This is a genomic window from Luteibacter sp. 1214 (assembly GCF_031455395.1).
GTDB classification, from domain to species: Bacteria; Pseudomonadota; Gammaproteobacteria; order Xanthomonadales; family Rhodanobacteraceae; genus Luteibacter; species Luteibacter mycovicinus.
Window position 1 is genome coordinate 118,753 of sequence record NZ_JAVDSQ010000002.1, and the last position, 15,901, is coordinate 134,653.

At 65.7% G+C, this 15,901-nt stretch carries 11 protein-coding genes; 6 read left to right on the forward strand and 5 right to left on the reverse strand.

Going from position 1 to position 15,901, the window contains the following annotated elements; translation table 11 throughout:
• Positions 1-101: 101 nt before the first annotated feature.
• From metE to J2X57_RS05155, 3 genes are all read left to right on the forward strand, one after another.
• Entirely contained in the window at positions 102-2,393 is a 2,292-nt protein-coding gene (metE, locus tag J2X57_RS05145) for a 5-methyltetrahydropteroyltriglutamate--homocysteine S-methyltransferase (RefSeq protein WP_309864624.1), read from the forward strand.
• A gap of 274 nt (positions 2,394-2,667) precedes the next feature.
• Positions 2,668-3,888 (forward strand): methionine adenosyltransferase, encoded by a 1,221-nt coding sequence (metK, locus tag J2X57_RS05150; RefSeq protein ID WP_036110358.1) that lies wholly within the window; start codon positions 2,668-2,670, stop codon positions 3,886-3,888.
• 144 nt (positions 3,889-4,032) lie between these two features.
• On the forward strand, positions 4,033-4,575 hold the full coding sequence (locus J2X57_RS05155; RefSeq protein ID WP_090352708.1) for a DUF4142 domain-containing protein: 543 nt from the start codon (positions 4,033-4,035) through the stop codon (positions 4,573-4,575).
• Between the two features lie 287 nt (positions 4,576-4,862).
• Here the strand turns inward: J2X57_RS05155 and J2X57_RS05160 are convergent, their stop codons facing one another.
• From J2X57_RS05160 to xylA, 5 genes are read right to left on the reverse strand one after another with little or no spacing between them, the layout of a single operon-like run.
• Complete coding sequence (locus J2X57_RS05160) at positions 4,863-6,008, reverse strand: sugar ABC transporter permease (protein ID WP_051943303.1); 1,146 nt, start codon at positions 6,006-6,008, stop codon at positions 4,863-4,865.
• A 40-nt stretch (positions 6,009-6,048) separates the two neighbouring features.
• Positions 6,049-7,596: a xylose ABC transporter ATP-binding protein gene (locus J2X57_RS05165; protein ID WP_036110353.1), complete on the reverse strand. Its 1,548-nt coding sequence runs from the start codon at positions 7,594-7,596 to the stop codon at positions 6,049-6,051.
• Positions 7,597-7,647: 51 nt separating this feature from the next.
• A complete protein-coding gene (gene xylF / locus J2X57_RS05170) occupies positions 7,648-8,661 on the reverse strand; it encodes a D-xylose ABC transporter substrate-binding protein (protein WP_309864633.1) in 1,014 nt (337 codons plus the stop codon).
• A 52-nt stretch (positions 8,662-8,713) separates the two neighbouring features.
• Positions 8,714-10,195, reverse strand: a complete 1,482-nt coding sequence (gene xylB, locus J2X57_RS05175) for a xylulokinase (RefSeq protein ID WP_343218461.1) — start codon at positions 10,193-10,195, stop codon at positions 8,714-8,716.
• A 16-nt stretch (positions 10,196-10,211) separates the two neighbouring features.
• Positions 10,212-11,528: a xylose isomerase gene (xylA, locus tag J2X57_RS05180; protein ID WP_036110348.1), complete on the reverse strand. Its 1,317-nt coding sequence runs from the start codon at positions 11,526-11,528 to the stop codon at positions 10,212-10,214.
• 153 nt (positions 11,529-11,681) lie between these two features.
• Here xylA and J2X57_RS05185 point away from each other — a divergent pair, with 153 nt between their 5' ends.
• The 3 genes from J2X57_RS05185 to J2X57_RS05195 are packed head-to-tail and all read left to right on the forward strand — an operon-like array spanning position 11,682 to position 15,844.
• Entirely contained in the window at positions 11,682-12,857 is a 1,176-nt protein-coding gene (locus tag J2X57_RS05185; RefSeq protein WP_079520462.1) for a XylR family transcriptional regulator, read from the forward strand.
• Between the two features lie 27 nt (positions 12,858-12,884).
• Positions 12,885-13,928: an aldose epimerase family protein gene (locus J2X57_RS05190; protein ID WP_309864642.1), complete on the forward strand. Its 1,044-nt coding sequence runs from the start codon at positions 12,885-12,887 to the stop codon at positions 13,926-13,928.
• A 35-nt stretch (positions 13,929-13,963) separates the two neighbouring features.
• The gene (locus J2X57_RS05195) at positions 13,964-15,844 is read left to right on the forward strand and encodes an ATP-binding cassette domain-containing protein (protein WP_309864645.1); all 1,881 of its coding nucleotides are present in this window, start codon (positions 13,964-13,966) and stop codon (positions 15,842-15,844) included.
• Positions 15,845-15,901: the final 57 nt, after the last annotated feature.

Consider the following 15,901-nt stretch of genomic DNA (forward strand, 5'->3'; position numbering starts at 1 on the left):
GCATGACGCCTTCACGCTGCCGCACCTTCCGTGTGGCAGTGCACGTGCGTCCGCGACGAACCGCCCTTCCCTCCTCTTTGCCACGAAGAGGAATCATCCACATGCCACACGTTACCTACCCCGGTTTTCCCCGCATCGGCCGACGCCGCGAACTGAAGCGAGCGCTCGAAAGTCACTGGAGGGGCGAAACCAGCGCCGACGACCTGCTCACCGTCGCCCGTCAGCTCCGCGAACGCCACTGGCGCCTCGCGCGCGACGCGGGAGCCGACAGCGTTCCCGTCAACGACTTCTCGCTTTACGACCATGTGCTCGATGCCGCCGTCGCGGTCGACGCCATTCCCCCGCGCTACCGTGCACTCCATCAGCGCGATCCGCTGGCCGGCTATTTCGCCATGGCACGCGGCCGTCAGGACGGCGAAGTCGACCTGCACGCGCTGGAGATGACCAAGTGGTTCGACACCAACTACCACTACATCGTCCCCGAGCTGCAGGCGGGCCAGTCGTTTGCCACGCGTGCCGACAAGGTCGTCGCGGAATATCGTGAAGCCGTCACCCTCGGCCATGCGGCGCGCCCCGTACTCCTCGGTCCGCTGACCTTCCTCCGTTTGGCCAAGACCGTCGACGGCAGCGATCCTCTGGCGCTGCTCGACGCGTTGCTGCCGGCGTGGCGCGGTTTGCTCGATGCGCTCGCGGACGCGGGTGCCGACTGGATCCAGGTCGACGAACCGGCCCTCGTGCTCGATCTCGAGCCGGACTGGCAGGCGGCCTATCGCGGCGCTTATGCCGCCATCGGTGAACGGTCGCGTGGCCGCATTCTGCTCGCGACCTATTTCGGCGAGCTCGGCGGCAACCTCGAACTGGCGGCGTCGTTGCCCGTCGCCGGCCTACATGTCGATCTAGCGCGCGCGCCCGGGCAACTGGATGCCGTGCTTGACGCGCTTCCCGCCGGTCGTGTGCTGTCCGCCGGCGTGCTCGACGGCCGCAACATCTGGCTGAGCGACCCGTCCGCCATCGCGCCGCGCATCGCCCGCGCACGCGAGCGCCTCGGCGACGAGCGTCTGTGGCTGTCGACGTCGTGCTCGCTGCTGCACGTGCCCATCGATGCGTCGGAAGAAAGGCACCTGCCGGGTTCGATCGGCGACTGGCTGTCGTTCGCGCGGCAGAAGATCGTCGAACTGCGACGCTATGCCGATGCCGCCGTCGGCGACGAGACGGCGCAGCTCGCGCTCTCGCGTCAGCATGCGACAGTGGAGGCGCGACTGCTTTCTCCCGACGTGCTGCGCGCCGACGTGCGGGCGCGCGTACGTGGACTGACGCCCCAGTTCGGAAAGCGCCGCTCGGCCTACGCGTTTCGCGCGAATGTGCAGAAGCAGCGCTTCGGCCTGCCCGACCTGCCGACCACCACCATCGGCTCGTTTCCGCAGACCACGGAACTACGCCTTGCACGTGCCGCGCATCGCTCGGGCAAGCTAGACGACGAGGCTTATACGGCCGTGCTTCGCGAGGAGGTGCGGCGCGCCGTGACGTTTCAGGAAGAAGCGGGCCTCGATGTCCTCGTGCACGGCGAGCCCGAGCGCAACGACATGGTCGAGTACTTCGGCGAACAGCTGCAAGGCTACGCGTTCACGTCTCTGGGCTGGGTGCAGAGTTACGGCTCGCGCTGCGTCAAGCCGCCGATCGTCTTCGGTGACGTGGCGCGTCCCGCCGCGATGACCGTCGCCTGGTCCGCATACGCCCAGTCCCTGACCGCCAGGCCGATGAAGGGCATGCTAACCGGTCCGGTGACGATGCTGCAGTGGTCGTTCGTACGTGACGATCTCCCGCGTGCAGAGGTGTGCCGACAGATCGCCCTGGCTTTGCGTGACGAGGTCCACGATCTCGAGAAAGCCGGCATCGGCATCGTGCAGATCGACGAGCCGGCGCTGCGCGAAGGCCTGCCGCTGCGCCGGGGTGACTGGGCCGCCTATCTGGACTGGGCGGTCGACGCATTCCGGATCACCGCGGGTGGCGTCAGCGACTCGACCCAGATCCATACCCACATGTGCTACTCGGAGTTCAACGACATCATCGAGGCGGTCGCCGCGATGGACGCGGACGTGATCTCGATCGAGACCAGCCGCTCGCGGATGGAGCTGCTGGACGCCTTCACACGGTTCCGTTACCCGAACGGGATCGGACCCGGCGTCTACGACATTCACTCCCCGCGCGTGCCCGGCAAGGAGGAAATGGCCGATCTGCTGTCCCGGGCGCTCCAGGTGCTTCGTCCGGACCAGCTCTGGGTCAATCCCGATTGCGGCTTGAAGACCCGCGGCTGGCCCGAGGTAGCTGAGGCCCTGACCGGGATGGTGGCCGTGGCCCGGGCGGCCCGCGAACGACTGGCGGAGGTGGCCTGACGGAAAAAGGGGCACCGTGTCCCCGCGCTGTTGGCCTTTCGCGCGCGGGGCGCGCTCCTACACGGCGGCTGTCATAGGAGCGCGCCCCGCGCGCGAAAAGCCGACAGAGCGGGCGGCAACCCCCTCCCAACCCCCTCCTACCCCTTCCCGCGCTGAACATCCATGCAATCGTCACCCGCCGGGGGTACCCTTGCCGCTGCAAACCGGCGACGGGGCGTGTATCATGGCGCGCCCCATTTATCTCTTTATCCGTAAAGAAGGATATATACCCTCGATGAGCAATTTCCTCTTCACCTCCGAGTCGGTCTCCGAAGGCCATCCGGACAAAATCGCCGACCAGATCTCCGACGCCGTTCTGGACGCCATCCTGGCCCAGGACCCGCGTGCGCGCGTGGCCTGCGAGACGCTGGTGAAGACCGGTGTCGCCATCGTCGCGGGTGAGATCACCACCAGCGCCTGGATCGATCTGGAAGCGCTGACCCGTAAGGTCATCCTCGACATCGGCTACGACTCCTCGGAAGTCGGGTTCGACGGCGAGACCTGCGGCGTTCTCAACCTGATCGGCAAGCAGTCGCCTGACATCAACCAGGGCGTGGACCGCAAGAAGCCGGAAGAACAGGGCGCTGGCGACCAGGGCCTGATGTTCGGCTATGCGACCAACGAAACCACCGAGTACATGCCGGCGGCGATCCACTACGCGCATCGTCTCGTCGAGCAGCAGACCAAGGTCCGCAAGAAGAAGAACTCGCCGCTGCCGTGGCTTCGCCCGGACGCCAAGAGCCAGGTCACCCTGCGCTACGAGAACGGCGAAGCCGTCGCCATCGACGCCGTCGTGCTCTCCACCCAGCACGATCCGGACGTCAAGCAGAAGGACCTGATCGAAGGCGTGCGCGAGCTGATCCTCAAGCCCGTGCTGCCGGCGAAGCTCCTGCACAAGGGCACCAAGTTCCACATCAACCCGACCGGCAAGTTCGTCATCGGCGGACCGGTGGGCGACTGCGGCCTGACCGGCCGTAAGATCATCGTCGACACCTACGGCGGCTGGGCCCGTCACGGTGGTGGCGCGTTCTCGGGCAAGGATCCGTCCAAGGTCGACCGTTCGGCTGCCTATGCCGCGCGCTACGTCGCCAAGAACATCGTCGCGGCCGGCCTCGCCGACCGTTGCGAAATCCAGGTCAGCTACGCCATCGGCGTTGCCGAGCCGACCTCGATCTCGGTGACGACCTTCGGCACCGGCAAGATTCCCGACGAGAAGATCGAGAAGCTGATCCGCAAGCATTTCGACCTGCGCCCGTACGGCATCATCCAGATGCTCGATCTGGTCCACCCGATGTACCAGCCGACCGCCTCCAACGGTCACTTCGGCCGCAAGCCGTACGACGTCACCGACAAGAACGGCAACACGTTCACGGCGTTCTCCTGGGAGAAGACCGACAAGGCTGACGTGCTGCGCGACGCCGCCGGCCTCGGCGCGACGGTTGCTCGCCGCAAGTAAGTTTTGTGCGACATGCGATAGGAAACGGGCGCCTTCGGGCGTCCGTTTTCGTTCAGGAACTTCAGAAAGTTGCCGCCGGGGTCACAACGCTTTCATGGCTGGAATGAGACATCTGACAGCCGTTACCGTGCTACCGGAGAATCCATGATGTCACGCACCCTGCCCCGCCTCATCGCGACCGCGCTACTCGTGGCTGCCGTTCCTTTCGCCGCCCATGCGCAGGACGACACCAAGCAGACCGATTCCAAGGGCGGTACCCCGACCGATGCCGGCTTCGTCACCAACGCCAGCGGCGCAGGCCTGGCCGAAGTGGAGCTGGGCAAGATCGCCGTGACCAACGGCGGATCGGCCAAGGTGAAGTCGTTCGGCCAGCACATGGTCGACGACCATACCAAGTCGGGCGAGGAGCTGAAGAATCTTGCGAGCGGAGACCGCGGCTATGCCACCGCCGAGAGCCCGCCGCCCGCGAACCAGAAAGACATCGACGCGCTGAAGCGCCTCAATGGCGCGGCGTTCGACAAGGAATACGCGAAGGTCGCCGTCGCCGATCACGAAAAGGCCATCGCCATCTTCGAGGTCGAGGCAGAGAAGGGCTCGAACAAGGAACTGCAAGCCTTCGCGAAGAAGACCCTGCCGACGCTAAAGCAACATCTGAAGATGGCTCGGGCGCTGAACAGCGGAAAGTAAGACCTGTAGGAGCGCGCCTCGCGCGCGATGCCCTTAACGCCTGACGCACGACGGTCAGCGCAAGCGCGTCGCGCGCAGGCGCGCTCCTACATTTCTAGGGGCGATGCCGGACGAAGCCGCGCAACGTCAGGCCCGGGGACGTGACGAATGCCGTCGGCTGGGCCACACCTTTATCGGCGCGCCATGCCCGCCGTGGTCATCCGGAGGGTCGATGATGCCGTTCGCTTCGAACCGAACCTGGCGCCACTGACCCTGGAGGGTGTCGAAATCGTCCATGATTTTCATGCTCAGCCGTTACGGTTCGAACCCGACAGCACGTCCACCCACACGGCGAGCACCAGGATCGCGCCCTTGATGATCATCTGCCAGGAGTTGTCGACGTCCATCAGCTGCATGCCGCTGTCGAGGCTGGCCATGACGAGGGCGCCGATCAGCGCGCCGTAGACCGTGCCGGAACCGCCGCGCATCGACGTGCCGCCGATGAAACAGGCGGAAATGGCGTCCAGCTCGCCGCCGGTACCGGCGGAGGGCGAACCCGAACCGGTGCGGGCCACGGTGATGATGCCGGCGAAGGCGCACATCAGTCCCATCAGCGCGAACACGACCAGCTTGACCCGGGCGACGTTGACGCCCGAGAGGCGCGTCGCTTCCATGTTGCCGCCGACCGCGTAGATATGGCGACCGAACACGGTCTGGGTCGAAACGTAGGTGAACACGGCCAGCAGGCCGAGCAGGATCATCACCGGAATGGGAATGCCGTTGGCGTCGTTGAGCGTGCGCACGAAGCCGAAGATGACCGCGCCGATGGCGACCAGCTTGACCGCATCGACCCAGACCGCGCCCTGCTGCAGACCGAGCTTGCCCCGACGCATGCGCCGGCGGACGGTCAGCGCGACCATGGCAAGGAAGATGATGCCGCCGATCCAGCGCGACATCGCCACCGGGACGAAGCCCTGGCCGAGCTGGATGAGGTCATCCGGCGCCGGCGCGATGGTGGAGCTGCCGGTGATGTAAAGCACGATGCCGCGGAAAGCCAGCATGCCGCCGAGACCGACGATGAACGACGGCACGCGCATCTTGGTGACCACGAAGCCGTTGAACGCACCGATAAGCAGGCCGAGCACCAGCACGGCGCCGATGGACGTCCACGTGCCCCAGCCCTGGTTGACCGTAAGGATGGCGACCACACCACCCAGCAGGCCGAGCTGCGAGCCGATCGACAGATCGATCTCGCCCGCGATGATGACGAACACCATGCCGCAGGCAAGCATGCCGGTGATGGCCATCTGCCGGAACAGGTTGGACAGGTTGCCGGGCGTGATGAAGGCCTGGTCGGTCTTTACGTGAAAAAACACCCAGATCAGCGCGACGGCGATGAGCAGCGCGAGGATCTTGTAGCGGACGAACAGTTGCTGGATTTGCTGGGCCTGCATGGAGGAGCTTCCGTGGTGGCGCGTGGATGGGTTCGAAGGATCAGGCCGCGTGTGCGGGCCCCTCGGCGGCGTGTGAAATCGCGGCGGCGAGCACCTGCTCCTGCGTCAGACCGACGTTCTTGAAGTCGCCGCGAAGCTTGCCCTCGCCGACGACGAGAACGCGATCGCTCACGCCGAGCACCTCGGGCATCTCCGAGGAGACCATGATGATGGCGACGCCCTTGGCGGCCAGTTCGAACATCAGCTTGTAGATGTCGTACTTGGAGCCGACGTCGACGCCGCGGGTCGGCTCGTCGAGGATAAGCACCTTGGGGCCCGGCAACAGCATCTTGGTCAGGACCGCCTTCTGCTGGTTGCCGCCGGACAACCCGACAATCGCCAGTTCGGGACTGGCCGTCTTGACGCGCAGCCGCTTGATCTCGGTGTCGACCACCTGCAGCTCGGCCTGACGGTCGATCTGCCCGGCGTGCGCATAATGCGCCAGCGTGGCGAGCGTGATGTTGTCGCCCACACCCAGCAGCGGCACGATACCCTGGCGTTTACGGTCTTCCGGCACCAGCGACAGACCGGCCTTGATCGCCTGCTCGGGCGAACGGATCTTGATCGACTTGCCCTCGAGCACCAGCTCGGCCTCGTAGCGGCCGGGGTAGGCGCCGAAGATCGCCGAGACCAGTTCGGTACGACCCGCGCCCACGAGCCCGGCGATACCGACGATCTCGCCGCGACGCACTTCGAACGAGATGTCGTCGACGCGCTTGCGGTTCGGGTTGGCCACGTCCCAGCAGGTGACGTGCTTCGCCTCGAAGATCACCTCGCCGATGTCGTGGTCCATCTTCGGGAACAGGTTTTCGATCTCGCGCCCGACCATCGCGGTGATGATCGTATGCGTGGTCATCTCGCTCATCGGCTTCGTGACGATGTGCTTGCCGTCGCGGATGACCGTGACCGTGTCGCACACGCGTGCCACTTCGTCGAGCTTGTGCGAGATGTAAACGCAGGCCACACCGTCGCGCTTGAGGTCCTCGATGATCGACAACAGCGTATCGGTCTCGGAGGAGGTCAGCGACGACGAGGGCTCGTCGAGGATCAGCAGGCGCGCGTTTTTCGCCAGCGCCTTGGCGATCTCGAACAACTGCTGGTAGCCGCCGCCGTAGTTCATTACAGGGGCCGCTACGTTGACGTCCTTGAGCTTGAGCCGGGCGAGCAGCGCCTCGGCCTTCGCATACATGGCGTCGTAATCCATCACACCGCCGAACTTGCGGATCTCGTTGCCGAGGAAGATGTTCTCGGCGACGGAGAGCTGCGGTACCAGCATCAGCTCCTGGTGGATGATGACGATGCCGGCCGCTTCGCTGTCACGCACCGAGTGCGCCCGCAGCGGCTTGCCGTCGAACAGGATCTCGCCTTCCCACGTGCCATACGGGTACACGCCGGAGAGGACTTTCATCAGGGTGGACTTACCTGCGCCGTTTTCTCCGCACAGGCCCACGCATTCACCGGGCCGCACGGCCAGGTCGATGCCATTGAGCGCACGTACGCCGGAGAATTCCTTGACGATCTGGCGCATCTCGAACAGGTATTCGCTCACGGTCTTCCTCACTCAAGGTGGCGCCCCGCACTAAGCGGGGCGCCCCCGATCTTACTGACCCACCTGGGCCTGGGTATAGAAGCCGTCCTTGACCACGAGATCGACGTTCTGCTTTGTCAGCAGGGTCGGGGTCAGCAGGATGGTGTTGATGTCGCCCTTGCCGTTGTTCATCTTGGAGGTGAAGTTCGGCGCCTTGCCCTGGGCGAGGTCGACCGCCAGGTTGGCGGCATCCGTGGCGATGGTCTTGATCGGCTTGTAGACCGTCATGGTCTGCGTACCGGCCTTGATCCGCTTGATCGCGGCGAGATCGGCGTCCTGACCCGACACGGCGACCTTGCCGGCGAGCTTCTGGCCGTTCAGCGCGGCGATGGCGCCACCCGCGGTGCCGTCGTTGGAAGCGACGATGCCCTGGATGTTGTTCTTGTTGGCGGTCAGCGCGTTTTCGATGATCGACTGCGCGTTGGAGGCCAGCCACTCGTTGGTCCACTGCTGACCGACGATCTTGATGTCGCCCTTGTCGACCAGCGGCTTGAGCACCTTCATCTGGCCTTCGCGGAGGATCTTGGCGTTGTTGTCGGTGGGCGCGCCGCCGAGCAGGAAGTAGTTGCCCTTGGGTGCGGCATTGACCACGCCCTGGGCCTGCATCTGACCGACCTTGTCGTTGTCGAACGAGATGTAGGCGTCAACGTCGGCGTTGAGGATCAGGCGGTCGTAGGAGATGACCTTGATGCCGGCCTTCTTCGCTTCGGCCACGACGGTCGTCAGAGTCTTGGCGTTGAACGGCACGATGACGATGACGTCGACCTTGCGCGAGATCAGGTTCTCGATCTGCTGGATCTGCTTCTGCTCGTTGGCATCGGCGGACTGCACCGAGACCGTGGCGCCCTTGGCTTCAGCGGCAGCCTTGAAATAATCGCGGTCCTTGGTCCAGCGCTCGACGCGCAGGTCGTCGATGGAGAAGCCGATGACCGGCTTTTCCTTGCTGGCGTGCGCCTGCGGCGCCGCGAAAATACTGGCGCCGGCCATCGATACGGCGAGCAACGTGTATAGGGCCTTGTGCTTCATGCTCATCTCCATGCTTCTGGGTTCACCCTCTTCAGGGCGGAAATTCGTCGCCTCAGGCGGCGTCGGAATACAGCGGCTTCAAACGCTCGTACGAGCGGCGGAACAGAGGGTGACGTGTTTGAAGAAAATATGCATGACGCGCTGCATCGGGCTCGCGGACGGCGGTAACCTCCGGCATCGGACAGACCTCATCCAGCGTGGCTTGCGGGTCCACCGCCAGGCGTGCGAGACGCGCCGCGCCGAGCGCCGGGCCGACTTCGCCACCGGCGCGCAACACCAGCTTCTTGCCCAGAATGTCGGCCAGCATCTGTGTCCAGTAGGCACTGCGCGAGCCGCCGCCGATGACCGTGATCTCGTCGGCCACCAGGCCGGTCGACTCGACCGCCAGCAAGCCGTCGAGCAGACCCAGGCCGACGCCCTCGAGCGTGGCGTTGGCGAGATCCGCGCGCAGCGTGCCCGGACCCAGGTTGGTGAATGAGCCGCGTGCATGGGCATCGTTGTGCGGCGTGCGCTCACCCGTGAGGTAAGGCAGGAACACCGGGCCGTCGGGTTTCAGGCCGACGGCTTCGGCTTCCGCCAGCAGTGCCGGGACATCCTTGAAGCCCGTGAGGCGGGCGGTGAAGTCCAGGCAGCTGGCCGCGTTGAGCATCACCGACATCAGGTGCCACGTGTCAGGCAATGCATGACAAAAGCTGTGCACGGCCTGCTCGGGGCTGGCACGGAAACCATCGGACACCGCGAAGTACACGCCCGAGGTGCCCAGCGAGAGCATCGCCTGACCGCTGCGGACGATACCCACGCCGACGGCACCCGCCGCGTTGTCGCCACCACCGGCGGCGACGGGCACGGTATCCATGCCCCAGCGATCCGCCAGCTCCCGGCTCAGCCGACCCGCCGCCTGGCTGCCTTCGAAGACCTCGGGCATGTGCGAGCGATCCAGCCCGGTCGCGGCGAGCATCGCATCGCTCCACTGACGCTTCTCGACATCGAGCCAGAGCGTGCCGGCCGCGTCGGAGGCATCGGTCATGTACTCACCGGTGAGCTTCAGCCGCAGGTAGTCCTTGGGCAGCAGCACCTTGGCGACCTGCGCGAAGATCTCGGGCTCGTGCTTGCGGACCCAGGCGAGCTTGGGCGCCGTGAAGCCCGGAAACGCCACGTTGCCGGTGATCGAGCGGAAGCCCGGCACCTTTTCCAGTTCGGCACCCTCGATGTCGGACCGGGTGTCGTTCCAGAGAATCGCGGGGCGCAGGATATTGTCTGACTTATCGAGAAGGGTCGCGCCGTGCATCTGGCCCGAGAGACCGATGGCCGCCACGCGGCGGGCATCGGCACCCTTGAGGACATCCGTGACCGCCGCCTCGGTGGCCGCCCACCAGGCCGCGGGATCCTGCTCGGACCAGCGCGGCCTGGGATGGGACACCTCGAGCGGGCTGGACGCACTGGCCCGCACCGCCCCCCTGTCGTCGATCAGCACCGCCTTCACCGACGAGGTGCCGAGGTCGATACCGAGGTACATGCGTGCCTGTGCTTCCATCAAAACGAACTCCCTATCAGCCGTAGATATAACGGTTGACGATATTTTCGAGCAATTCCTGACCGCCGGAGACGTGCTTCGGGTGGATGTCGCGTGCGATCGCCTCGTCCGACAGGGAAGCGAGCGTGAAACCACCGTTGAGGATCTTCGCACCCAGCTCGGCATCCCAGCCAGCGTAGCGCTTCGCCTTGAAGTCGGCGAGGGCGTCGCGCTCGATCAGTTTCGCCGCACGCTCGAGGCTCAGCGCCAGCGCGTCGATACCACCGATGTGACCGTGGAAGAGATCCTCCGCCGCGCTGCTCTGGCGACGCACCTTGGTGTCGAAGTTGTAACCGCCCGTGGTGAAGCCGCCGGCCTTGAGGATCTCATAGGTCACCAGGGTGAGCTCTTCGACACTGTTCGGAAACTGGTCGGTGTCCCAGCCGTTCTGCGGATCGCCGCGGTTGGCGTCGATCGAGCCGAACAGACCCAGCGCGATGGACGTGGCGACCTCGTGCTGGAACGAATGGCCGGCCAGCGTGGCGTGGTTCGCTTCGAGGTTGGTCTTGACCTCGTTCTCCAGACCGAAGTCCTTGAGGAAGCCGTACACCGTGGCGCTGTCGTAGTCGTACTGGTGCTTGGTGGGCTCCTGCGGCTTCGGCTCGATCAGGATCGTGCCCTTGAAGCCGAGCTTGTGCTTGTGTTCGACGACCATCTGGAAGAACCGGCCCAGCTGCGCGCGCTCGCGCTTGAGGTCGGTGTTGAGCAGGGTCTCGTAGCCTTCGCGGCCGCCCCACAGCACGTAGTTCTCACCGCCGAGGCGATGCGTGGCTTCCATGGCGTGACGGACCTGCGTCGCGGCGTAGGCGAACACTTCCGGCTGCGGATTGGTCGCGGCGCCGGCGGCGTAGCGCGGGTTGCTGAACACGTTGGCCGTGCCCCAGAGCAGCTTCACGCCGGTTTCGGCCTGCTTCTTCTCGAGCACGTCGACCATCGCGGCGAAGTTGTTCCTGTATTCGGCGAGGTTCGCGCCTTCCGGTGCCACGTCGGTGTCGTGGAACGTGTAGAACGGCGTGCCGAGGCGGGAGAAGAAGTCGAAGGCGGCGTCGGCTTTCTCACGCGCCTTCTCCAGCGGGTCGCCCGCGGTCTGCCAGGGGCGCTCGAACGTGCCGGCACCGAAGACGTCCGAGCCCGGCCACACGAAGGTGTGCCAGTAGCAGACGGCGAGACGCAGGTGCTCGGCCATGCTCTTGCCCAGGATCTGCTTCTTCGCATCGTAGTGATGGAAGGCGAGCGGATTGTCCGACTGCGGACCTTCGTAGGCGATCTTCGGAATGTGCGAAAAGTACGACATAACAAATCCTTGACAAACAGGGGGGCGAATTCCGTCGATGCTGACGATCCGGGGGCATACCGCGCAATTGCGATTTCAGTCGCGACCCCGGTACTTTTCTTTGCCGCGGTGCGTCATGGCCGGGAGCGCGGATTCCTGCTAGTTTTCGCCGCCATGGCACCGCACCGCATCGCCCTGCTTTTCAATGCCAACAAAGTGTATGACCGTCAGGTCATCGCCGGGATTGGGCATTACCTCAACAGCACACGCGTAGAGTGGGACCTCTTCATGGAAGAGGACTTCCGCAGCCGGATGCGCGATATCCACGATTTCCAGGGCGACGGCGTCATCGCCGACTTCGACGACCCCGACGCCCCGGATGCATTGCGCGACCTGCACATCCCCGTGGTCGCCGTCGGCGGCTCCTACCACGATGCTTCCGCCTATCCGGCGGGCGTTCCCTATATCGCCACCGACAATGCGCGCCTCGTGCGGCTGGCCTATGACCACCTGATCGAGCAGGGCCTCACGCGCTTCGCCTTCTATGGCATCCCCCCGAGCCCGGGCAGCCGCTGGGCGCAGGAGCGCGAACATGCCTTCGAGGCCATCGTTCGCGAGGAATCCATCGACGGCGTCGTGTACGAAGGCTCCCCCACCAGTGCGGGTGGCTGGGGCCACGCGGTGGAGGAACTGATCACGTGGCTGGCCGAGCTGCCCAAGCCCATCGGCATCATCGCCGTGACCGACGCCCGTGCGCGCCAGCTCCTGCAGGCCTGCGTCATGGGTGGCTTCGCGGTACCGGAGCAGATCGCGATCGTCGGTATCGACAACGACCCGATGGCCCAGCTGCTGACACGCATCCCGCTGACGTCGGTGATTCAGGGGGCCGAAGAGATGGGGCGCACCGCGGCGCACCTGCTGCACCAGATGCTGCGGGGCGTGGATTGCTCGAGCTCGCGGATCCTCGTGCCACCGGTGGGCATCAACGTGCAGGTGTCGAGCCGGTTCCAGCCGATGCGCAGCCCGCACGTCATGCGCGCCAGCCACTACATCCGCCAGTACGGCTGTCTCGGCATCAAGACCGAACAGGTCGCCGACTACGTGGGCGTGTCGCGGACCGTGCTCGAGGAACATTTCAAGCGCGAGCTCAAGCAGACGGTCCACCAGGTGATCCTGAAGCACAAGCTCGACACGGCCTGCGACCTCATCGCCAACTCCGACGTGCCGCTCGCGGACATCGCGCTGCGTTGCGGCTTCACGTCGCTGCAATACATGTATGCGGTATTCCGTCGTGAGTACGACTGCACGCCGCGCCAGTACCTCGACCTCCATCGCAAGACGACGACCTGATCGCCGTCCGCAGGGAACGCTCTACCCATGCCCGTATCGAATGCCACCGCCTGGGGCCATCTCCCCGACGGCCGCCCGCTCCACCGCTGGACCCTGCGTAACGCCCGCGACGCGCAGATCGACATCACCGACCTCGGCGGCACCCTGCTCTCGTGGCAGGCGCCGGACCGCCAGGGACGCGTCGGCGACATTCTGCTCGGTCACGCCGACGCGCAGCGGTACCTCGCCTCCACGGCGTATATGGGCGCCATCGTCGGACGCTGGGCCAACCGCATACGCGGGGGACGCTTCAGCGTCGACGGCATCGACTACCGGGTGGACCGCAATGACGGCGGCAACCACCTGCACGGCGGCCACGACGGTTTTCACCTGCAGCGCTGGGACGTCGAACCGGACGGCGACGCCTTGCTGCTACGCCTCGTCTCACCCGAGGGGGATGGCGGCTTTCCGGGCGAAGTGCGGGTGACCCTGCGCGTGCAGCTGGAGGACGACGGCAGCCTCGACCTCCGCTATGAGGCGGAAAGCGATGCCCCCACGCCGCTCAGCCTCACGGCGCACCCGTACTTCAACCTCAACGACCGGCGCCCGGATATCCGCGACCACGTCATCCGTATCGACGCGGATGAGTTCCTGGCCATCGACGCGGGCGCGATCCCGGTCGGCCGCCAGCATGTCGCCGGCACGGCCTTCGACTTCCGCGAACCGGCGCCGATCGGATCGCGGCTGCACTGGCCGGACCCCCAGCTACAGCTGGTAGGGGGCTTCGATCACTGCTATATCCCGCACGCCCGTCCGAGCGAGGCGGGCCGCGTCGTCGCCGTGGTCAGCGAGCCGTCCAGCGGACGCCGCCTCACGGTGAGGACCGACCGGCCGGGGCTGCAGTTCTACAGCGGCCAGAAACTGGCCGGCCAGCCGGGCCGTCACGGGGACGCCTACGGCCCGTTTGCCGGCTTCGCGCTCGAGGCCCAGGCCTTTCCGGACCAGGTCAACGGCAGCGAGGCCGAGGGTGCGATCCTCCGGCCCGGCGTCACCTGGCGCCAGCACACCCGGTACACCGTCGATACGGACTGAAGGGCAGCGCTGGCTCCCGCCGGGTACAATGGGGGATGTCTCTTATCCAACTCCTCAATGTCGACTACAGCGTCGGCGGCCCGCTCCTGCTCGAACAGGTGAATCTCTCCCTCGACCCCGGCGAGCGCGTCTGCGTCGTCGGGCGCAACGGCGCGGGCAAGTCCACCCTGCTCAAGCTCATCGCCGGCGAGATTCACGCCGAAGACGGTGAGATCCGCCTGCAGGGCGGTACGCGCATCGCGCGGCTGACGCAGGAGGTCCCGCAGGACACCACCGGCAGCGTGTTCGACGTGGTGGCCGACGGCCTTGGGGAGCTCGGTCATCTGCTCGCGCGCTATCACCATCTGCTCGAAGAGGGCGACATGGATGCCCTCGGCGACGTGCAGACGCAGATCGAGGCCCATAACGCCTGGGACCTGGACTCGCGCGTCCAGCAGGTGATCGAGCGCCTCGAGCTTCCCGCGGGCACCGACTTCGCCGACCTCTCCGGCGGCATGAAGCGTCGTGTGCTCCTGGGCCAGGCCCTGGTTCGCGACCCGAACCTCCTGCTGCTCGACGAGCCGACCAACCACCTCGATATCGAGGCGATCGCGTGGCTCGAAGGTTTCCTCAAGAGCTTCACCGGCAGCATCGTCTTCATCACCCATGACCGCAGCTTCCTGCGCGCGCTGGCGACCCGCATCGTCGAGATCGACCGCGGCAGCGTAACCAGCTGGCCGGGCGACTACGACAACTACCTGCGCCGCCGCGAAGAGCGCCTGCACGCCGAAGCCCAGGCCACCGCGCACTTCGACCGCAAGCTGGCCCAGGAAGAAGTCTGGATTCGGCAGGGCATCAAGGCACGCCGCACGCGTAACGAAGGGCGCGTTCGCGCCCTCAAGGCACTGCGTCGCGAACGTGGCGAACGTCGCGAGCAGACGGGCACCGCCAAGATCACGCTGGGCAATGCGCAGTCGTCCGGGCGCAAGGTGGTCGACGTCAAGCACGTCACCCACGGCTACGGCGAGCGCACGCTGCTGAAAGACCTTTCCACCACGATCATGCGCGGCGACCGTGTCGGCATCATGGGTCCCAACGGCGCGGGCAAATCCACGCTGCTGAAGATCCTGCTGGGCGAACTCAAACCGCAGACGGGCGAATCCACGCTCGGCACCAGCCTGCAGATCGCCTACTTCGACCAGCACCGCTCCACGCTGGACGACAGCATGAACGCGTTGGACAACGTGGCCGAAGGCCGTGAATACATCGAGCTCAATGGGCAGCGCAAGCACATCATCGGCTACCTGCAGGACTTCCTGTTCTCGCCGGAGCGTGCACGCGCGCCGATCACCCGCCTGTCCGGCGGCGAGCGCAACCGCCTGCTGCTGGCCAAGCTGTTCGCGCAGCCGTCCAACCTGCTGGTGATGGATGAACCGACCAACGACCTCGATGTCGAGACGCTGGAACTGCTCGAAGAACTGCTCAACGAATACACCGGCACCCTGCTGCTCGTGTCTCACGATCGTGACTTCATCGACAACGTCGTGACCAGCACGCTCGTGCTCGAAGGCGGCGGCGACGTCGGCGAGTACATCGGCGGTTACAGCGACTGGCTGCGACAGAAGCCCGCGATCGAGGCGGCGAAGGCCGCCCATGCCGCCAGCGCGAAGCCAGCGGCACCCGCCGCGGCACCGGCAGCCGCTCCCGTCGCCGCACCGAAGAAAAAGCTGTCCTTCAAGGAACAGCGCGAGCTGGACCTGCTGCCGGCGAAGCTCGAAGAACTCGAGACGGAGATCGCGAAGCGCACCGAGGCGATGAACGATCCGAAGTACTACCAGCAGGATGCCGCCGCGATCACGCGGGCGAACGACGAACTGGCGAAGGTGCAGGCCGAGCTGGATGCGGCCTTCGCGCGCTGGGAAGAACTCGAAGGCTGAGCAGAGCCCGGCTCCCGCCGGATAGCTGCCGGTTCTCGACCGGTCAGCTACCGGCGC